This is a genomic window from Moorena sp. SIO4G3 (assembly GCF_010692305.1).
GTDB lineage: Bacteria > Cyanobacteriota > Cyanobacteriia > Cyanobacteriales > Coleofasciculaceae > Moorena > Moorena producens_A.
Genome location: NZ_JAAHIG010000170.1, coordinates 1 through 18040, shown reverse-complemented (window position 1 = coordinate 18040; position 18040 = coordinate 1). Strand labels below are relative to the sequence as shown.

At 43.4% G+C, this 18040-nt stretch carries 13 protein-coding genes and 1 pseudogene; 9 read left to right on the top strand and 5 right to left on the bottom strand.

Annotated features, from left to right (window positions below):
- The first annotated feature begins 180 nt into the window (after nucleotides 1-180).
- The 4 genes and pseudogenes from F6J99_RS25420 (at nucleotide 181) to F6J99_RS25405 (ending at nucleotide 2663) form a co-directional block, all read left to right on the top strand.
- A complete protein-coding gene (locus tag F6J99_RS25420) occupies nucleotides 181-597 on the top strand; it encodes a helix-turn-helix domain-containing protein (RefSeq protein ID WP_293116466.1) in 417 nt (138 codons plus the stop codon).
- An 87-nt stretch (nucleotides 598-684) separates the two neighbouring features.
- Nucleotides 685-1182: pseudogene (locus F6J99_RS25415) on the top strand (Uma2 family endonuclease); the annotation flags it as partial.
- Nucleotides 1183-1564: 382 nt separating this feature from the next.
- On the top strand, nucleotides 1565-1762 hold the full coding sequence (locus F6J99_RS25410; RefSeq protein ID WP_293116464.1) for a hypothetical protein: 198 nt from the start codon (nucleotides 1565-1567) through the stop codon (nucleotides 1760-1762).
- Between the two features lie 52 nt (nucleotides 1763-1814).
- Nucleotides 1815-2663 (top strand): class I SAM-dependent methyltransferase, encoded by an 849-nt coding sequence (locus F6J99_RS25405; protein WP_293116462.1) that lies wholly within the window; start codon nucleotides 1815-1817, stop codon nucleotides 2661-2663.
- Between the two features lie 233 nt (nucleotides 2664-2896).
- On the opposite strand, the gene F6J99_RS25400 is transcribed toward F6J99_RS25405, so the two are convergent.
- A complete protein-coding gene (locus F6J99_RS25400; RefSeq protein ID WP_293116460.1) occupies nucleotides 2897-3409 on the bottom strand; it encodes a hypothetical protein in 513 nt (170 codons plus the stop codon).
- 573 nt (nucleotides 3410-3982) lie between these two features.
- On the opposite strand from F6J99_RS25400, the gene F6J99_RS25395 reads away from it, so the two are divergent.
- The 4 genes from F6J99_RS25395 to F6J99_RS25380 all read left to right on the top strand — a co-directional run bounded on the left by F6J99_RS25395 (nucleotide 3983) and on the right by F6J99_RS25380 (nucleotide 9481).
- Nucleotides 3983-5638: a hypothetical protein gene (locus tag F6J99_RS25395; protein ID WP_293116458.1), complete on the top strand. Its 1656-nt coding sequence runs from the start codon at nucleotides 3983-3985 to the stop codon at nucleotides 5636-5638.
- Between the two features lie 1409 nt (nucleotides 5639-7047).
- The gene (locus F6J99_RS25390; protein ID WP_293116456.1) at nucleotides 7048-7497 is read left to right on the top strand and encodes a CHRD domain-containing protein; all 450 of its coding nucleotides are present in this window, start codon (nucleotides 7048-7050) and stop codon (nucleotides 7495-7497) included.
- 35 nt (nucleotides 7498-7532) lie between these two features.
- Nucleotides 7533-7697: a PEP-CTERM sorting domain-containing protein gene (locus F6J99_RS25385; RefSeq protein ID WP_293116454.1), complete on the top strand. Its 165-nt coding sequence runs from the start codon at nucleotides 7533-7535 to the stop codon at nucleotides 7695-7697.
- A gap of 308 nt (nucleotides 7698-8005) precedes the next feature.
- Nucleotides 8006-9481, top strand: coding sequence for a CIA30 family protein (locus tag F6J99_RS25380; RefSeq protein ID WP_293116452.1), 1476 nt, complete (start codon nucleotides 8006-8008; stop codon nucleotides 9479-9481).
- Nucleotides 9482-9664: 183 nt separating this feature from the next.
- On the opposite strand, the gene F6J99_RS25375 is transcribed toward F6J99_RS25380, so the two are convergent.
- Nucleotides 9665-10447, bottom strand: a complete 783-nt coding sequence (locus F6J99_RS25375; protein ID WP_070391633.1) for an RNA polymerase sigma factor SigF — start codon at nucleotides 10445-10447, stop codon at nucleotides 9665-9667.
- 1178 nt (nucleotides 10448-11625) lie between these two features.
- Here F6J99_RS25375 and F6J99_RS25370 point away from each other — a divergent pair.
- Nucleotides 11626-12354, top strand: coding sequence for a Bax inhibitor-1 family protein (locus F6J99_RS25370; RefSeq protein ID WP_293116450.1), 729 nt, complete (start codon nucleotides 11626-11628; stop codon nucleotides 12352-12354).
- A 62-nt stretch (nucleotides 12355-12416) separates the two neighbouring features.
- Here F6J99_RS25370 and F6J99_RS25365 read toward each other — a convergent pair whose 3' ends face one another.
- From F6J99_RS25365 to F6J99_RS25355, 3 genes are all read right to left on the bottom strand, one after another.
- The gene (locus tag F6J99_RS25365; RefSeq protein ID WP_293116448.1) at nucleotides 12417-12566 is read right to left on the bottom strand and encodes a hypothetical protein; all 150 of its coding nucleotides are present in this window, start codon (nucleotides 12564-12566) and stop codon (nucleotides 12417-12419) included.
- A 41-nt stretch (nucleotides 12567-12607) separates the two neighbouring features.
- On the bottom strand, nucleotides 12608-16105 hold the full coding sequence (locus F6J99_RS25360; RefSeq protein ID WP_293116446.1) for a UPF0182 family protein: 3498 nt from the start codon (nucleotides 16103-16105) through the stop codon (nucleotides 12608-12610).
- A gap of 143 nt (nucleotides 16106-16248) precedes the next feature.
- On the bottom strand, nucleotides 16249-17550 hold the full coding sequence (locus tag F6J99_RS25355; protein ID WP_293116444.1) for a glutamyl-tRNA reductase: 1302 nt from the start codon (nucleotides 17548-17550) through the stop codon (nucleotides 16249-16251).
- Between the last annotated feature and the right edge of the window lie 490 nt (nucleotides 17551-18040).

Here is an 18040-nt window from a genome sequence, read left to right as displayed (position 1 = left end):
ATAGTTTTTTTAAGCACCTACACCACCTACATCACCCACATCACCCCTAGCGGTAATGCAATAGTTTTATAACCCCACTACCCACACTTACCACGCTACCCACCCTTTCCATCCAATACTTGCATCTTCTGCAAAATCCTGTTAAGATAACAATATCGTTAAAGCAATGGTTTTACCGCCATGATGATTTCTACCGCACAAGCCGCTCAATTACTAGGTGTCTCTGCCACTCGGGTCCGTTTCCTTTTGAGCAAGGGCAGAGTCAAAGGAGCTTATAAGGTCGGTAGAACTTGGGTGATTCCCTTATTTGACGGTATGCCAGTGGTCACCCCTGGTACTCGTGGACCGAAGCGGAATTGGTCAAAGCGTACACAGTACACTAAAGCTGTGATCCACGTTAATCAGAAAGTGATTCGCCAAAATCACAACACCGGCGAACGCAATCCCGTGATTACGGTAAAACGCGGGGCTAAAAATATTTATGGTCATACGGTTGAAGTCAATGGCCCTTGTCGGGTGATGTATCGCCCAGATAATCCCCTAAATTGTGGAGCACGGGTATGGATTGAGACGATTTCTGATTTTAAGGTGAGCTGAGCCAGGTCTAAACTATTAGTTATAGCGCTACGCCCTGGGATAGGGAATAGCGATTAGTCATGCATGGTCGAGAGGCTTAAAGCAATGGGAATGCATTCAGAGGTAGCCGGGTTTATAGGAGGAGAACTGTTTTTAGAAATTCGGCGCTGTCAATTGCCTTACTTTATTCCCAAAGAATGCGTGATCAAACCACAAACAGAGTCTGGGTATGAACCAGATGTCATCGTTTTAGACAAGCAAAGGGTTACTGATAACGAACCACGCTGGGAAAAAGAATCCATTATCACACGGGGGTCTTCTGTTCGTTTAGTTGTAGAAGTGGTTTCAACAAACTGGAGCGACGATTACGCTTTAAAACTGGAAGATTACGAGTCTTTCGGAATAGCTGAATATTGGATTGTTGATTATTTGGGTTTAGGCGGTAGGCGATTTATCGGCAATCCTAAACAACCTACGTTATCGGTCTACCAATTGATAGATGGCGAATATAACGTTAGTCAATTCCGAGGAGCGAACCGTATCCTATCGCCAACGTTTCCAGAATTAAGGTTAAATGCTGAACAGGTTTTTCAAGCGATCGCTTAATCGGCATTGATTAATCATGGAATGATTTGAATAGTTTTGTAGAACGGGCATCTTGGTGGAACGGGCATCTTGCCCGTTTCATTTTCGGGCAGGCAGGATGCCCATTCCACTGATATTCATTCCGCCCCTCAGCAATTAACCATTAGGATTAACTGTTGTGTCTACGCATCTGTTTCCTCTCCCCCCACACCTCCCACACCTCCCACACTTCCCACACTATCCACACTCTTCCCCGGTGAGGATCAATCCTCCTGACTGGCTTGGGGGAAAATAGTGAGCTAATTTTGAATAACCTAACTTCGTATTGTAACAATATGAATTTAAGATTCGGTTAATTAAAGGTAAAATCAGGTGGACATTGGGAGTATAGATAGTGATTGAGATGCTCAAAGTAGGAACCTTAGTTCGAGTGATTTATCCTGATTATGTTGCGGGTCTTTCGGGTCGTATTGAAGCACAGGAAGAATCCGGTCGTTGGATAGTCAGATTAGAGGAAAATCCATTTGAGCATAATGATCAACCATTTATACTATCTCTAGAGGAGTCAGACTTTGAAATAATTAAACCGCCTTCATTCTAGTTAAGCTAGTTATCATATTTTCTAGTTATCATATTTTCCATCTCCATCAAGCATGAAACACCAGATAAGGATAAATCAGTTCAAAGAAAACGTCAAAGCTGACTTTAACACCAGACCAAACTATGATCAAGGAAGCTTTCACCCTCGGCTAGCCAATGGTCTAGTAGAACTATCCCACCTGCAAACTGGACAACGAATTCTAGATATTGCGACCGGCACAGGTTTAGTAGCAATTCTAGCTGCCAAAATTGTCGGTGCTTCTGGAGCTGTTGTCGGTGTAGATATTTCCTCAGGCATGCTCAATCTAGCCCAACGAAAAGTTAAAGCCGAAGGTCTCAACAACATCGAATTTATAGAAGCAGATGCAGAAACTATCAACTTCCCAGATAATAGTTTCGATAGGATTCTATGTTCTTCAGCCATTGTATACTTAACAGATATCCCTGCTGCGTTACGGCAGTGGTATCGCTTCGTAAAACCAGGAGGATTAGTGGGATTTTCCTGTTTTGCAGCAAACGCCTTTCCTACAGGGGGTCTGTTTCGAGAAAAAGCAGGAGACTATGGCATTGTAATTCCTAATCCCAATCAACCCCTTGGTAGTCCCGAGAAATGTCATCAGCTACTCACGGAAGCAGGTTTTGAAGACATCAACGTCAAAACCGACCAACTTGGTTTCTACAACAGTGATACTCAAATAGTAGCAGCAAACTCTTGGCGGGGAAACTCAAAGAGTGCCTTTGGCGCGGAAGTTTTCCAGCTTTCTCCAGAGAAATTAGCACAATTCAAAACTGAATTCTTTGCAGACGTTGAGCAATTAGCCACAGCACAAGGCATTTGGATAGATATTACAACGTTTTTTGTTTTTGCCAGGAAATCGGTAACATTTCAGATTACCAAATAATCCCTAGACGTTAGCTTAAGCGCTAATTCACAGGCTAGAAGCCTGTGCCACCCTACTTGAGGTGCTATCAGCTATCAGCTATCAGCTAATGCGCTAATTCACAGGCTAGAAGCCTGTGCCACCCTACTTGATATCCGAACAGCTTGTGAATAAAATAAGCTGACTGCTGACTGCTGACTGCTGACTGCTTACCTTAGGTTTTTAGAGGTTAAACGTTGCACTATTGCTATTATTTATTTTTCTGTTTGTTCTTCCTCCACCACTGGTATTGATTCTGTAGGATCTTCTGCTGAGTAGCCTGAAAATTTAGCCAATTGCTCTAACGACAGCATACCTGGATAAAACCGACCATTAATTTCCCAAGTTGGAAAGCCTCTGATCTTCGCTTCAATGCAGAGGTTAGTTTGGGACGTTTCAGCCCTTGGGTCACATTCAATATAATTAATCTGCTTAAATGCCTCACCAAACATTTGCTTCTGCTTTGTGCAATAGGGACACCAGTAAGCCCCATACATTTTAGCACCAATTTTGTTCAAATGATCAGATAAAGAGGTGGCTGAAGGGGTAACTGGGAGTTCAGGAGCAGGGGATTCTAGGGTTAGTTTTGTAGGGGTAGAGGGTGAGGGTTCTCCTAAAGAGGATTCGGCAGCTACTGTCAGTAGGGCAAGACTAGAAATCACCCAGACAGTCCTATTTAAAGTACGGATAAATATCCATGGGAGTTTAATACTAGGTTTGGCATTCATAGTTTATAGGGGATATATGGGAATTATCCAGGGAATTAATCACTTATTTACCGTTTTAACCTGATATTGTCGGAAACTACCAAATCTTTATTAACGGGATGTGGTGCATATTAATGCATGCAATTAGGGAAAAATGCGCCCGAAAATTACCCTATTTACCACACTTACCACATTTTACACACTTCCCACCCTACCAGGGTCCCACACTTACCTTCTTTTTTACAAATATGAGATGCACCCAACGGAATCTAAGCTCTCTACTTTGTTTGCTTACCAGGCTCCCAGCCCATTAGCTGGCAAGCTAACCATGCCCACATAGCTTTGCCCACATAGTTTTGTATTTGGGTTGTGAACACAGGAATTGCAGAAAAAGGCTTGCATACAAAAGGCAAAAGCCAAGAGGGGTAAAGAGCTCCGGAGTTTTATTGTCCAATAAAAAAACACCATTAATATTTACATCTGATTTAGAAACCCTATAGCGCTTAAGTTTAATGCTTACTTTTCTGGAATTCACCTCAGCATCAGTGAATTATCTAATAACTGATCATTATTCTTTTTCATCAACAATCAACTATGGTAAAACGCTTTCTTACCAAAGACATGCTCGACTTTGACGCTCCAGATCAAGTCAAGGAAGTTATCCAACCTCAAGGGCGTCCACCAGAAACAGATCCTACTCTGGGTATCCGTCCGGAATTAAGTATTGAAGTTAACCAAAAGCCAGGCACTCCCCGACATCGACTAGTCACGATTGGTGATTCCCTAAGCCATGGCGTCCAGAGTGGAGCAATTTTTAACACTGACCTATCCTATCCCATGATGATTGCTCAAGAAATGGGTTGGGAAGAACACCTGCGCCGTCCCAGCCAATATGGTGAATTGGGTGGATTGCCCCTGAATCTGGAGTATTTAGTTCGGCGGTTAGAGGGACAGTTTGGTGACCAGATCGACTGGTGGGAATTAGCACCAGCCCTGTTTTCAATCCAGCAATATATGGACGACTTAGAAGATTATTGGGAACGGGGTCCCGGTTGGCAAGGGGGCGTTGGTTCTACTGTTGCTATGCACAAAGGAATTAACCACAACCTCGCTATTTATGGGTGGAATATCACAGATATTATTTCTAACGACGCAGATACTCTCAGAAAAACAATCGAGGCACCAACGGATGATCTATTGCGGCAAATCGTTGAGAATGGCAACGAACATGCGGCATTAAGGGTTTTGGACTCGGCGCGGGATTCAGAGGGTAAAGCACTTACCCCAGTCCAAGCTGCGGTGGCACTAGGGCAAGAAGGAAGTCTAGAAAACGGTGAGGGAGATGGTATTGAAACCCTGATGGTCATGATTGGGGCGAATAATGCCATGGGCAGCATTGCTCAACTGAAGGTCAAATGGAGTTGCGATCGCGATTCAAATTCACCACAGCCCAATCAGCGACCTACGGTCTGGTGTCCGGAAGATTTCAAAGCTGAATGCGATCAACTAGTTGAGCAAATCAAGCAAATTAAAGCTCGCCATGTGATTTTGGCTACAGTGCCCCATGTGACCATTGCCCCCATTGGTCGTGGAGTAGGAGATAAGATCGCTACTGGCTCGCGATACTTCCCCTACTACACCCGTCCTTGGATTAGCGACAAAGATTTCGACCCCAACCGTGACCCGCACATTACCGCACAACAAGCCCGAGCAATTGATAGCGTGATTGACCAGTACAATGAATATATTGCTGATGCTGTAGGTCAGGCTCGAAAAGAAGGTCGAGATTGGTATTTATTTGAATTAGGAGGATTACTGGATTGCTTAGCTTATCGACGTTATATTGAAGACTCTGACTGCAGACCAGATTGGTGGACTCCCTATCAGCTGCCACCGGAACTAGAAGCTCTTTCACCAGTACCGGATACTCGCTTTTTTAGATCCGATGCCACCGGTCGCACCAGCGGTGGTTTCTTCACCCTAGATGGCATTCATCCAACTACCATTGGCTACGGTATCGTTGCTCAAGAAGTGATCAATATTATGCAGCAACAAGCTGGTGTCAAGTTTTATCGCAAAGATGGTCGCACAGAGCGTGATGATCCAGTCAAGATTAATTTCCAGCGCCTGATTGCTCTAGATACCCTGATTTCCGACCCACCGAAATCTTTATCGAGTAGTCTGAAATGGCTGGATTGGCTCGATCAGAATTTGCAGATTTTCCAGCGCTTACTAAGAAAGGGTAATTGATAATTATAGCAGTTTAAAATTGGGTAAGGTATACAATTTTTTGATGTTAGGGAAAAGGGAACAGCGGATTTGGTAACAGGGAATAGGGAATAGCGATGGGGTGCATCAACACAGGGAATCAACGTCAAAGAAGACTGTACCTAATAACTGCGATAAACGCTAGATAAAATATCGAGTACCGATTACCGATAGAAATTACCCATAACCAGCTTTTAAGCTAATGCGCATTTAAATTACTTTTTACCCGTTCCCTGTTCCCTGTTTCCTGTTGCCTTTGAGCAATTTAGGTATCCCAATCTCAATGCTTAACAGCTTATTAACAAAATGCATTCGCTTTTAATTTGTTAGTAATGGGGCAATAGCAGGGTAAACGCATCTTGTCAATAAACCAGGGATAGTTCTCAATAAACCCAGCCTTATTGCGCTTATTGATAATTAATTTTATACATATAGTGTTTAATAAATTTTTAAAACACTATATATATGAATCAGCAAATTAGAAGCGTTTACCCTGGGGGCAATAGTATCTTCCCAAGTAGCAAAATTCCGTAATTTTTCGGATAGACAAGACAGGCGTTGAGTTGGATAATACTAAAGCATAGATAAAAAAACACGCAAAATGGTAAAGTTTACACTATGCAGACTTTTATTAGGGTAAAGATGCAAAAAATTAAAAAATTGCTAGTGTTCCTGGCCGCAATATTAGCAATTGCAATACTGCAAGCACAGCCAGTCCATGCGAGTTTGACAGACTGCGAGTTTAGAGAAACCAATGCTAGGGATTATTATAGATGTAGCCAAAATATATCTGAGTTCACTGTCAATGGACTGACCTTCGAACAACAGAATGGAAGAGGATGCGTCTGGATAAAAAAAGGTGCTGGGTATCATTTCACGTCAGCAATTAGTACTCCTGAGTTAGGTGAGTTACACATAAAGATGGACAAGACCGATAAATATTGTGGACTCAATATTGTGGGTCTTCAAAGATGCTATCCTACGGACTCAGCCTCCGATAATTGTACAAGATCAGAGCTTACCGATGCTATTGATACATGTGAGGAATTTCTTATTGCTGGCAATTGCAAATTCTAATAGTTGCAACCAGTTCAATATCGTAACCGTTCAGGGGGGTAACAAAATCTGGTAACCTGGAAGCTATGAATGATTTGCACCTACTAGAGACATAAGGAATTGATGGAAGCAATAGATAATTGGCATCAAAGCTTATCTAGTAAGCTTTTTAGAGGTCATGTCACCCCCTCAGCTATTGACTAGCAGCTTTAAAAACTATTAAAGTCAGGATTGACGCAGAATAAACAACTACTATCAGCTATCTTGAACGGGATAAAACCTACAGAGAAAGCTGTTTTTTTCTGTGTCAGTAAGTAGTTAATAAATTAATCTTAATGAAACATCTACTGACTCCTCTAGTTATAGCTACAATCTTAGGAATAGTTAGTCCGGTTAAGGCAGCGACACTATTCCGTGCTGACTTAGATGCTTCTCAGGTGGTTCCTCCCACCTCCTCTGCTGCTAGCGGTATAGCAACATTTAAGCTCAACGAGGAGCAGACAAAGCTAGACTACTTAATTGAGCTGAACGGATTGACGTTGAAACCTGACCAGGAGGCTCGAACCGAGGCAAAGGATGTTACCAAGATACACCTCCACTTTGGTGCCCCTAATACTAACGGACCTCATGTGTTAAATATCTTCGGTCTTCCCAGAGAAGATGATAATGACTTAGTGGTTGACTATGTAGCAGGCACCTTGAAGGGAACTTGGGATAATAGTGATGCCATCGACCCCAATACTGGTCAACTCTTCGACCCTCAAGCCAACGGAACATACAACTGATTAGCAACTTTGTAGATGAACTGTTAGCTAATCAGTTGTATGTTCAAATTCACAGCGTTGAGTTTGGCAACCCAGGTGACATTCGAGGACAAATTTTAGCTGTACCAGAACCTTCAACAGTGTTGGGAATGCTTTTCGCGGTAGGATTGGGAGCTTGGATAAGCGATCGCAATAAGACCAAAACTGTATCTAACAAATAAGCAGACCATCGGCTGAAGAATGAAGAATTTGTTCATTCTTCATTCTAAATTCTAAATTCTAAATTCTAAATACTGACCTGCCCTGTTAGCACTAACCATTATTATCGCTTTCGTTAATACTGAATAGTTTGCAGGTCTATATTAACGAAAAGCCATCTCTTTCGTTAATAAGCGTATAAATCAAAATTTCTATGATATAATTACCAGCTGGAAAAAATCTGCTGAAAGGATCCAGTACTATGCTATAGGTCAGCTTCACGGTAATTCAGATTTCGATAAACTGAAGAAAAAATGCACTTGAGGCGATTATGACCCAAAACAATCGCTCCCCATGGGATGCTGGCAGATTCATAAAAACCCTAAGCTACTTTGAGGTTATTCCTTTCCTGAGCTGCCTACAGCGATTATTCACAGGTCGTGCCAATAATCAACAATCGAGCCAAGGTAAAGACAAAGATATGGGAGTAATACTGGTAGCTGGGGCAACTGGCGGTGTAGGCAAGCGAGTGGTTCGCCGTCTGCTTAAGCAGAATTATCCCGTACGTGCTCTAGTCAGAGATGCCCAGAAAGCTAGGGAAATCCTTGGGGATAACCTGGAACTATTCGAGGCAGATATAACTATTCCAGAGACCTTGACTCCAGCACTGTACAAGAACATTACTGCTGTAGTGTGTTGTACGGGAGCCCGGGTGCAACCGGTAGAAGGAGACACCCCGAACCGGGAAAAATACTATCAGGGTATCAAGTTCTATCTGCCAGAAGTAGTCGATACCCCGGAAGTTGTGGAGTATCAGGGTATCAAGAACTTAGTACAAGCTGCAGCAGAGTACCTTGAACCAGGCAAACAACTGCTATTTGACTTCCAAAACCCTTCCGATGACTTACAAGAAACCTGGGGTGCTGTGGATGATGTAGTAATGGGTGGTGTCAGCGAGAGTTCAATCCGGCTCGTCAACAAGGCTGCCCTGTTTACTGGCAATGTCTCAACGGCAAATTCTGGGGGCTTTGTGTCAGTACGCACCCGCAATCTCCCAACTCCCCTCAACTTAGCTGAGTACGAAGGACTAGAATTGCGAGTTAAAGGGGATGGTCAACGGTATAAATTTATATTGCGTAATGAATCGAAATGGGATGGAATTGCCTACTGCTATTCCTTCGACACCCAGAAAGATCAGTGGATGAATGTTTCGATTCCCTTTGCTGATTTGATTCCGGTATTTCGAGCCAAAACCTTGAAAGATGCTGCTCCCTTCAACCCCAGTCGCATCTGTGCTATACAGCTAATGCTGAGTAAATTTGAATATGATGGCGCGCTCAACCCAAAATTTGCTCCAGGTTCTTTTGTCCTACAGCTGGAAACTATTAAAGCCTATGGGGGTATCACCAAGCCCCAATTCATTATGATTAGTTCAGCCGGGGTGACTCGTCCAGGTCGTCCAGGAATTAACCTCGAGGAAGAACCACCAGCGGTACGAATGAATGACCAACTGGGGGGAATTCTAACCTGGAAACTGCGGGGAGAAGAAGCAGTTCGCGACAGTGGCGTTTCCTACACCATCATCAGACCTTGTGCTTTGACAGAAGAGCCGGGAGGTCAAGCCTTAGTGTTTGCTCAAGGAGACAATATCCGAGGTAAAGTAAGTCGGGAAGATATTGCTGAACTTTGTGTTCAGGTAATAGAGCAACCCAAGGCTTGTAATGTCACCTTTGAAGTCAAAGAGGCAAGTGATGGTTTGCGAGACTGGCAAACTCTTTTTTGCGATATCAATACCGACAGCAATTAAGTATAGGGTTTCTATCTAGGTTGTAAACACACTTCTTGCCAAAAAAAGCAATTAGAATTTAGAATTTAGAATTTAGAATTTAGAATTGGTAATTTAGAATTTAGAATTTAGAGTTTATAATTTTAAATTTCTTCATTCTTAATTCTTCATTCTTAATTCTTCATTCTTAATTCTTCATTCTTCCTAACTGGCCAGACGCTCCGATGCTTGAGATTTCATCAGGGTAACCAACTCTTGAAGTCCTCTTTTGACATGTCGCGTCACTGTCATCGGACTCACGCCAATTCGTTTGGCTGCCTCCTTGCGGGGGAGTTCTCGTAAGAAAACAAACTCTATAGCTGCCTGAGTTTTATGTTCTAGCTGACTCAAGGCACCGTGGAGCTGTTGTCGGTCTTCTTCCCAATAGTGTAAATTCTCTTCATAGTAATCTGGTAGAGTCTCTCCTAAAGTCATGGGTTGATCGACCTTCTGAGAAACCGTGGCATCCAAACTTAAAGGCAAACGATTTTGAACTGCCAACTTACTTTCCTGCCACTCTTGCAGGGATACATCCAAAGCCTTAGCAATTTCTTCATCTCTTGGGAAGCGTCCCAAGTTAGTTGCTAACTTTTTGCTGACTCTTTTCCCTGCCTGCTGCAGTTCCTGCCATCGGCGAGGAATCTTGACCAGAGAACCCCTGTCGCGTAAGAAATGTAGCATTTCACCGCGAATGTAAGGCACTGCTAAGGAACTGAATGCACAACCTTGATGGGGGTCGAACCGCTCAATAGCACGAATCAAGCCGATGTAACCCATTTGCTCGAGGTCTTCATAAGGTTCAGCACACTTCTGGCTGACTATATGAGCAATCTTCCTCACTAACCCAGCATTTAATCTTACTATCTGATTGCGAAGTTGAATTGATGGATTTCGGTAATACGCAATCAGAAGTTCCATTCCTTGAAAACCAACAGACCCAATAGCCATTCTCAAAATATCCCAGAAGTGGAAACCTATTTACGACACGAGGCTTAGCCTAAGCAATTAATCTTCAACTCATTGTCATTAGAGATTCCCCTTTAGAACCATCGTCCTTTTACGGAAAAAACAAATTACCGTTTTTCTGTTCTCTGTACAATCACGCAGATTGGAAAGCCAAGATAGTGAAAAATTGCTATAGGGTCTTAAATGTGGTATAATATATAAGCTAAATGATGGGCAAGTTGAAAGTTGCAAAAAGTTGCAACTTGCAAAAAGGATAACTAGTACTCTGTCAATTTAGTTTTGAGGGTTAGGGCAAGGTTAATCTAAGCATTCAGCTATCAGCCAAGGCGAAGGTCAAAGGCCAAGGGCTTTTCTCCAGACTTTCAATTCTCTAAAATCTCGAACTATTAAATTATGATTAAATTATCCCGTTTGCCCATTGCCTATTGCCCATAGGCGCACGCTACGCAAACGAGGTTTATTTTAACAATGATAGCTGACTGCGGTAGGCTGAATGCTTAAAGGTTAATGGTGTTAGGTGTGAGATATTAGATGTTAGGTATTAGGTATTAGGGATTAGGTATTAAGTATTAGGGATTAGGTATTAAGTATTAGGGATTAGGTATTAAGTATTAGGGATTAAGTAGTAAGTATTAGGGATTAAGTAGTAAGTATTAGGGATTAAGTAGTAAGTATTAGGGATTAAGTAGTAAGTATTAGAGATTAAGTATTAGGGATTAAGTATATAGCGGCTTTTATTCTAATTAAGTACACAGGATTTTTCCCCTCTTACCTATTACCTCTTCTGACTTCACTGCTCCAAAGCTCCCTGCTCCAAAGCTCCCGAAAACTATCTACCTCACCTCATTTAAACCCTCTATAGTTTACCCCTCAATTCAATTTGAAGGGAGTATTAGGCAAGTCGGTTTGGGTGCATCTCAATCCATCAAATTAGGCAAAATTCTAATAAAATTCCGACACTACCCACACGTCCTGCGCCTCCCCACCACACTTCCCACGCCCGGTGCACCACAGGTCCGACACTTCTCTTCTTTTTTACAACTATCAGATGCACCCAGTCGGTTTTCCCACCTGCCACAAGATTGCGGATATCGTTCAAAATAGAAGTAGTTATAAATCAATGCTGATACTTTATCCGGAAAATTATTGACTAAAATCTCATGAGTAGCACCAGTAACTTTCGTCAAGCAATTCGTGAATCTCAAGGTCGAGCCCTAGTTGGTCCGAATGTTATTGCTAATGCCCTGCCCTTCCTGGGTGGTGGACTAGTCTTAACTGCACTAGGGGTCTATGGTGGTCTGGGAGTGATTTCAAGCAACCCAGGGCTGTTTATGACCACCATCTGGCTTGCCGTAATTGCCGAACTTATCCTTTTCTTCGTTGCCCGTGGTGTGGCTGAGAACGGAAACAACACTGTAGCTTTGCCTCTTCTAGCTACCTACAGCCTCTTGTCCGGCTACACCCTCAGTGGCTTAATATTCGTTGCCCTAGGAACAGATGGTGTGGGCATGCAAGGCATTGCCATTGCTGCCTTTGGCTGTGGTGTCGCCTTTATGGCTGGCCGTCAAATTGGCTCTAATCTCTCAGAAGAAGATGGCTTTGCTTTAACCAAAACCGTCCAGATGGCTATGATTGCTTTGCTGGTGGTCTTGGTGGCTCAGCTAGTTTTATCTTTCTTTGGTGTCTACACACCCAGCTTTCTAGAAATTGCTATCTCTGGCATCGGTGTGGTTATTTTTGCGGGTGCGGCTGTAGTTGATTTCTTCATCCTGCCTCGCGCTTATCGTGATGACCAGTATCTACCTGCTGCCCTGTCAATGTACTTGACTTATATTAACTTGTTCGTGTTCATTTTGCGGCTGCTGATTGCTCTTAATGGTCGCGACTAAGACAGTGCAATACGATAGAATCTGATCGGGGACGGCAATGCTGTACCCCGATTTTTTTAGTTCTAAGGTAGGGAATCGGGAATCGAGAATCGGAACCCACCCCTAACCCCTCCCAGGAGGGGAACGGGAATCGGGAATCGGGAATCGGGAATCGGGAATCGGGAATCGGGGATCGGGAAAAAATTATGTGTACCTCTTTCTAATGTAAGCATTCAGCGGTCAGCTGATAGCTAAATGGTTACTTTCTAATCTTCTAAGGGAGTGAAGTTTCCTCGACTGGACGTACAATTATTGGTGTATCACTTTGCTCTGGCTTAAAGATTGCCTCAAGAGCCTCTTTTAGATTTTGAGCCATAATAATTTGGTTTTGATAAACCACAATAACTCGCACTAATGTTGGCAGACTATTTTGCTCAGCTTCTAAATACAATGGCTCAACATAGAGTAGCGATTGCTCGATGGGAATAACCAAAAGATTCCCCTGAACTGCTCTTGACCCTTTTTGATTCCATAAGGAAATTTGTTGAGAGATGACTGGATCTTGATTAATCAGGGCTTCAATTTGCTCTGGTCCATAAATTAGTTGTTGCTTGGGAAACTGATACAGGAGTAACTTGCCATATTGATCCCCATCAGAGCGACCAGCTAGCCAACCAATTAAATTATTACGACCTGTAGGTGTATAGGGGTGGAGCAAAATAAATTCTTCTGATTTCTCCTTGGGCAGTTTCATGATAATGTAGTAGGGTTCTACTGGTTGAGATTTACCAGCATAAATTTCCTGGGGAATCCGCCACAAATCCTCTTGGTTGTAAAAGACCTGGGGGTCAGTCATGTGATATGATAACAAGCGCTCGGATTGGATGTTAAATAGATCAATGGGGTAGCGCAGATGAGTCCGCAGGTTGGTGGGCATCTGATCCAATGACTTGAAGAAATTCGGGAAAATTTTACTCCAGGTTTGAATAATCGGGTCTTCTGGGTCAGCTATGTAGAAAGTAACATCGCCATTGTAAGCATCAATAACCACTTTTACGGAGTTACGGATGTAGTTAAAGTGGTTATCACCTGGGTCGGCATAGGGGTAGCGATCGCTTGTGGTGTAGCCATCCACAATCCAATAGAGATAATCCTCATTGACGGCTGATTTGGTTTGAGAAGTATCAGCAATTACCAGGTAGGGGTCAGCGTCATAGCGTAAGAAGGGAGCGATCGCTTGAATTCGTTGCCGAATATTACGGCGGAACAGTAACCGTGTTTTGGGTGTGAAATTCCCAGTCAGTACCATCTGCCAGTCTTTGAGATACTGGGCAAACACTAACCGCCGCCAAAAGGAGTTTAGGCCAACACCACCAGTGCCATCGTAGGTGTTGTAAACGTTGTCGTCTCCACTGGGATAGTCTAATTCCTGAGTTTTGGTGGAGGTCATGATATAGTTATTGGTCAGTTCTCCATAGTAAATCCGGGGTTGACCAATGGGGATACTATCACGAATCTCTGGAGAGGATGTATATAAGCTTCCTTTGGCCCCTTCATCTGCACCAGAACCGATGTCTTTAATAAAGTAATATGGCAATCCTCCTTCTCCTACCTGATTCACGGCAGATAGGGTAAAGCCATAGCCATGGGTATAGACTAAGTGTTTGTTAACCCAGGTTTGTGCTTGTTTGGGCACAGCATCATAGTCTAATTCCCTTGGAGCAATGAGTACTTGTTGTTTGTGAGTTTTTGTATTTAGTTTGAGGTTAGCAGGTTTAAGGTTAGCAGGTTTAAGAGCAGGTTTAAGGTTATTTTGTTGTTTGGTTGAAGGTTGAAGGTTATTTTGTTGAAGGTTAGTTTGTTGAAGGTTAGTTTGTTGAAGGTTAGTTTGTTGAAGGTTAGCAGGTTGTTCGCGAAGCGTGGCCAATAGGCCAAGGTTAGTTTGTTGTTCGCGAAGCGTGGCCAATAGGCCAAGGTTAGCAGGTTGTTCGCGAAGCGTGGCCAATAGGCCAAGGTTAGTTTGTTGAAGGGGGTTTTTTGAACTTTCAACATTCAACCTGGCAACATTCAACCAGTTAAGATTCAACCGATCAACATTCAACCTGGCAACATTCAACCGATCAACATTCAACTTGCTAACATTCAACTTGCCAACCTTCAACTTTTCAACATTCAACCCAGCCTTCAACCCAGCCTTCAACCCAGCCTTCAACCTAGCCTTCAACTGGTTTGGATTAACTTTAATGGTGTAGCGATCAACATTGGCGTCGGGAAATTTGTAGTAAAGTCTCAGTTGTTGCAACTGACGATTACTTTGTAATAAGGGGCGGGTATCCCACAGGGGAATGTTGTCGATGGTTAGGTGATTTTTTTCTAGATCGGTGCTGGTGAGATTACCTTGGGGGTTAAAGGTTTCAACTTCAATACTATCGAGGTCAAAGGCTGCTCTGGTTAGGGCAATAGTCCGAGCTATATAGGGTCGTTCTAAGGCTAACTCGTTGGGTTCGACTTTAAACCGTTGCACTGCTGCGGGTAAGATTACCCCAGCAATCCCCCATATACCTAGGTATAAGCCGAGTATCCACAATGCTACTGGTATTTTGGTGGGCAGGCGGCGTATCCAGACAATTGACCTCAAGAGTAACAACAGTGCGATCGCAAAGGCCAGAATGCTCAATCCTGTATTAAAGGGCAACTTGACTGAGACATTGGTATAGCTTGCACCGTAAGCCACACCACGGGTTGAATACAGTAAATTGTACCGGGAAAGCCAATAGTGGAAGGCTGTGATTGCCGACACAGCAGACCCAAGGCCATATAGGTGCCGTAGTTGGTTTTGGGAAAATCCGGGAAATTTCCCATCTGAGAGGCTATTGCCTGAGGTTAAGTAAATTAGCCATACCGCAACTAGACCAAAGAGAAATAATCCCCCTAGCCAAAAATCCAATAGTTGCCATACCGGTACGCCAAATACGTAGAATCCGATATCCTGTCCAAATAGTGGCTCGGTAGTGTTAAAGGCAGTGGGATAGAGATACTCTAACATTCTGCCCCATTGTTCTGAGATCACCATCGCCCAGGCAAAACTTAGTGCTATTGCGATCGCTCTTAACCACAACTGAGTATTCACCATTAGCCCTACCATCACTGCGGAGATCATCCCCAGCTGCCAAACCAGATAGCTTCTGGATTCCGATAAAAATCGCTTTCCGAGAGATAACCAACCCAAGGGTGACGGTAGGGGGGGTGTGGCTTCACTCATAAAGGTGGCTGACAAGGTTTCGCGATGGAAATACCAAACCGAAAAGGCCATTTTTCCGTAGTACAACAGCACCACCCCAACTAATAAACTGAGTCCTAGGGCAAATGGCAAAAGCGATCGCAATCTGAAGGCTGGGCGTTTTCTAGAAAATTTTCCTCTTGGTCTGACTCCCGATCTCACTATTGGGGAGGGTGAGTTGAAGCGTGTTTGGTCAAGGGTTAAGGATGAAGAGTCAAGAGTCTTAAACCCTTTTATCCAGGTAATCTCGAGATCAGCTAAGTTTTCTGGATGCTTGAAATGGTTGGCTAACGATAAATTTGTCAGCAAAAACCCCAATGATAGGATAAATACAATTACCCACAAACTCAGCTGGGTCTGCAAATGCAGCAAGAAAGCGGATAGATAATCCACTTCCGTGAACCATAAAATTTCTGCTACCAGGTGAGATAGCCAATTCCAAGCTATCCATATACCCAGTAGCCCAGTAACCCAGCGCAAGAGTTTGGTCATTGGTCTTTAAGTCTTTGGTAACTTCCAGGATAGCGTGGTCTACCAAAAACCCAAGACGTTACGGACCTGGTGGGCAAAGTTCTGTGGTCTACAATACACATTTGAACCAAACTGTTTTTGCCCACCCTACAAGCTACTAGCTGCTAAATTGCTTGCTTGCCAGTATCCAAATTGAATAGCATTTGTAACGATTCCATGGCCAGGCGTCGGGTTTCAATATCTTGCTGTGCTCGTAATTGCACCATCGGGTCATGAAGGATTTTGTTAACAATCCCTCTGGTTAGGGCTTCGATTACTTCTTGATGTTTTTCGGCAAATTCTGACCCAAGACGGGATAGAGCTTTCTCTAGCTCTTGCTCACGGATTGTTTCGACCTTGCTGCGCAAGCTACTAATGGTAGAAACGGTTTCTAGGGAACGCCACCAGATGTCAAAGGCTTCCACTTCTTCGTATAAGAGTTCTTCTGCTTCCATGGCCATCTTACGACGGCTTTCTTGATTCTGTGCTACTACTGCTTTTAAGTCATCGACGTTGAAGGAGTGGACAGTCTCTAGCTCATCAACATCCGCTGCCACATTACGAGGCACAGAAATATCAATTAGCATTAAGGAATGGCTTGTCTGCAACACTCCTTCTAAATTCGACCGAGTCAGCAGTGGTTCGGTGGCACCAGTGCTAGTAAATACGATATCTGACTGGGCAACCACTGTCATCATATCTGACAAGGAATGGAGTTTTAGATCCGCTTTGGGAAACGCTTTTGCTAACTCTTCAGCCCGTTTAGTGGACCGATTCAGAATTGAGATATCTACGGCACCTTTGGCCAGCAGATGTTTAACCAGTAAGCGAGACATCTTGCCAGCACCGATAATTGCTATTTTATAGGGGGTCAAAGAGGTGCCATAAAGGGTCTCTACCTTTTGCTGAGCTAACTCTACCGCTGCTGAGCTAATGGAGACTGCCCCTGTTCCAATACTGGTTTCCGTGCGAACTCGCTTACCGGCAGTAATTGCTTGTTTAAACAGTTTATTAAGTAGACGTCCAATTCCCTTGTGTTGCTGACCAAGTTTGTGAGTGGTTTTGACCTGAGCTAGAATTTGCCCTTCTCCTAAGACTAGGCTATCAAGACCTCCAGCAACCCGCATTAAGTGCATCACTGCATCTTGATACAACAACATAAATAGGTGGGGGCGCAACTTGGCTAGAGGAATGCCAGCTTTTTCTGTCATAAACTGGCACAATTCTCGAATTCCGGCATCAGTTTCTGTGGTGACTATATAAACTTCCAACCGATTACAGGTACTCAGTATCGCTACCTCTTCTATATGAGGATAGCTACATAAGTGGGGCATCACAGTTTCTAACTGGGCTTCTGGAATGCTCAGTTTTTCTCTGACTTCAACCGGTGCTGTCTTGTGGCTCAGACCTACTACGGCAATATTCATGTTTTTGATCAGAAAGTTTAATGGCAGTATTAGTTATAGCAATTCTTAAAAAGGTGAGGAACTTTTGTATTTGATTTTAGGGAGTAGGGAGTAGGGAGTAGGGAGTAGGGAGTAGGGAGTAGGGAGTAGGGAGTAGGGAGTAGGTAACAAATCTTGTGTACTTTATTACGTTATATTGGTAATTTTTTATCGGTTTGTTGGTACAAATGTTTCCTACATAATGTTTCCTACAAATCCTTCCTAAAACGAACTTGAAGGAAGGGTTAAACTAGGTTTTCAACCTTCCTTCAAGCTTGAACTACTGTTGCGCTTAGGGGGTGTTTTCAAAGTTTTCCGCAAGATTATGATCCCCCCCAGCCCCCCCAGGGCTGTTTCTTGCGTCCGACTAAAACGTCATTTGTGGGGAGGTGGGGAGATAGGGAGATAGGGAGATAGGGGGGATTAAAGCTAATAAAAAGTTATTTTTAACCTGAAAAAAAACCTCTCCCCA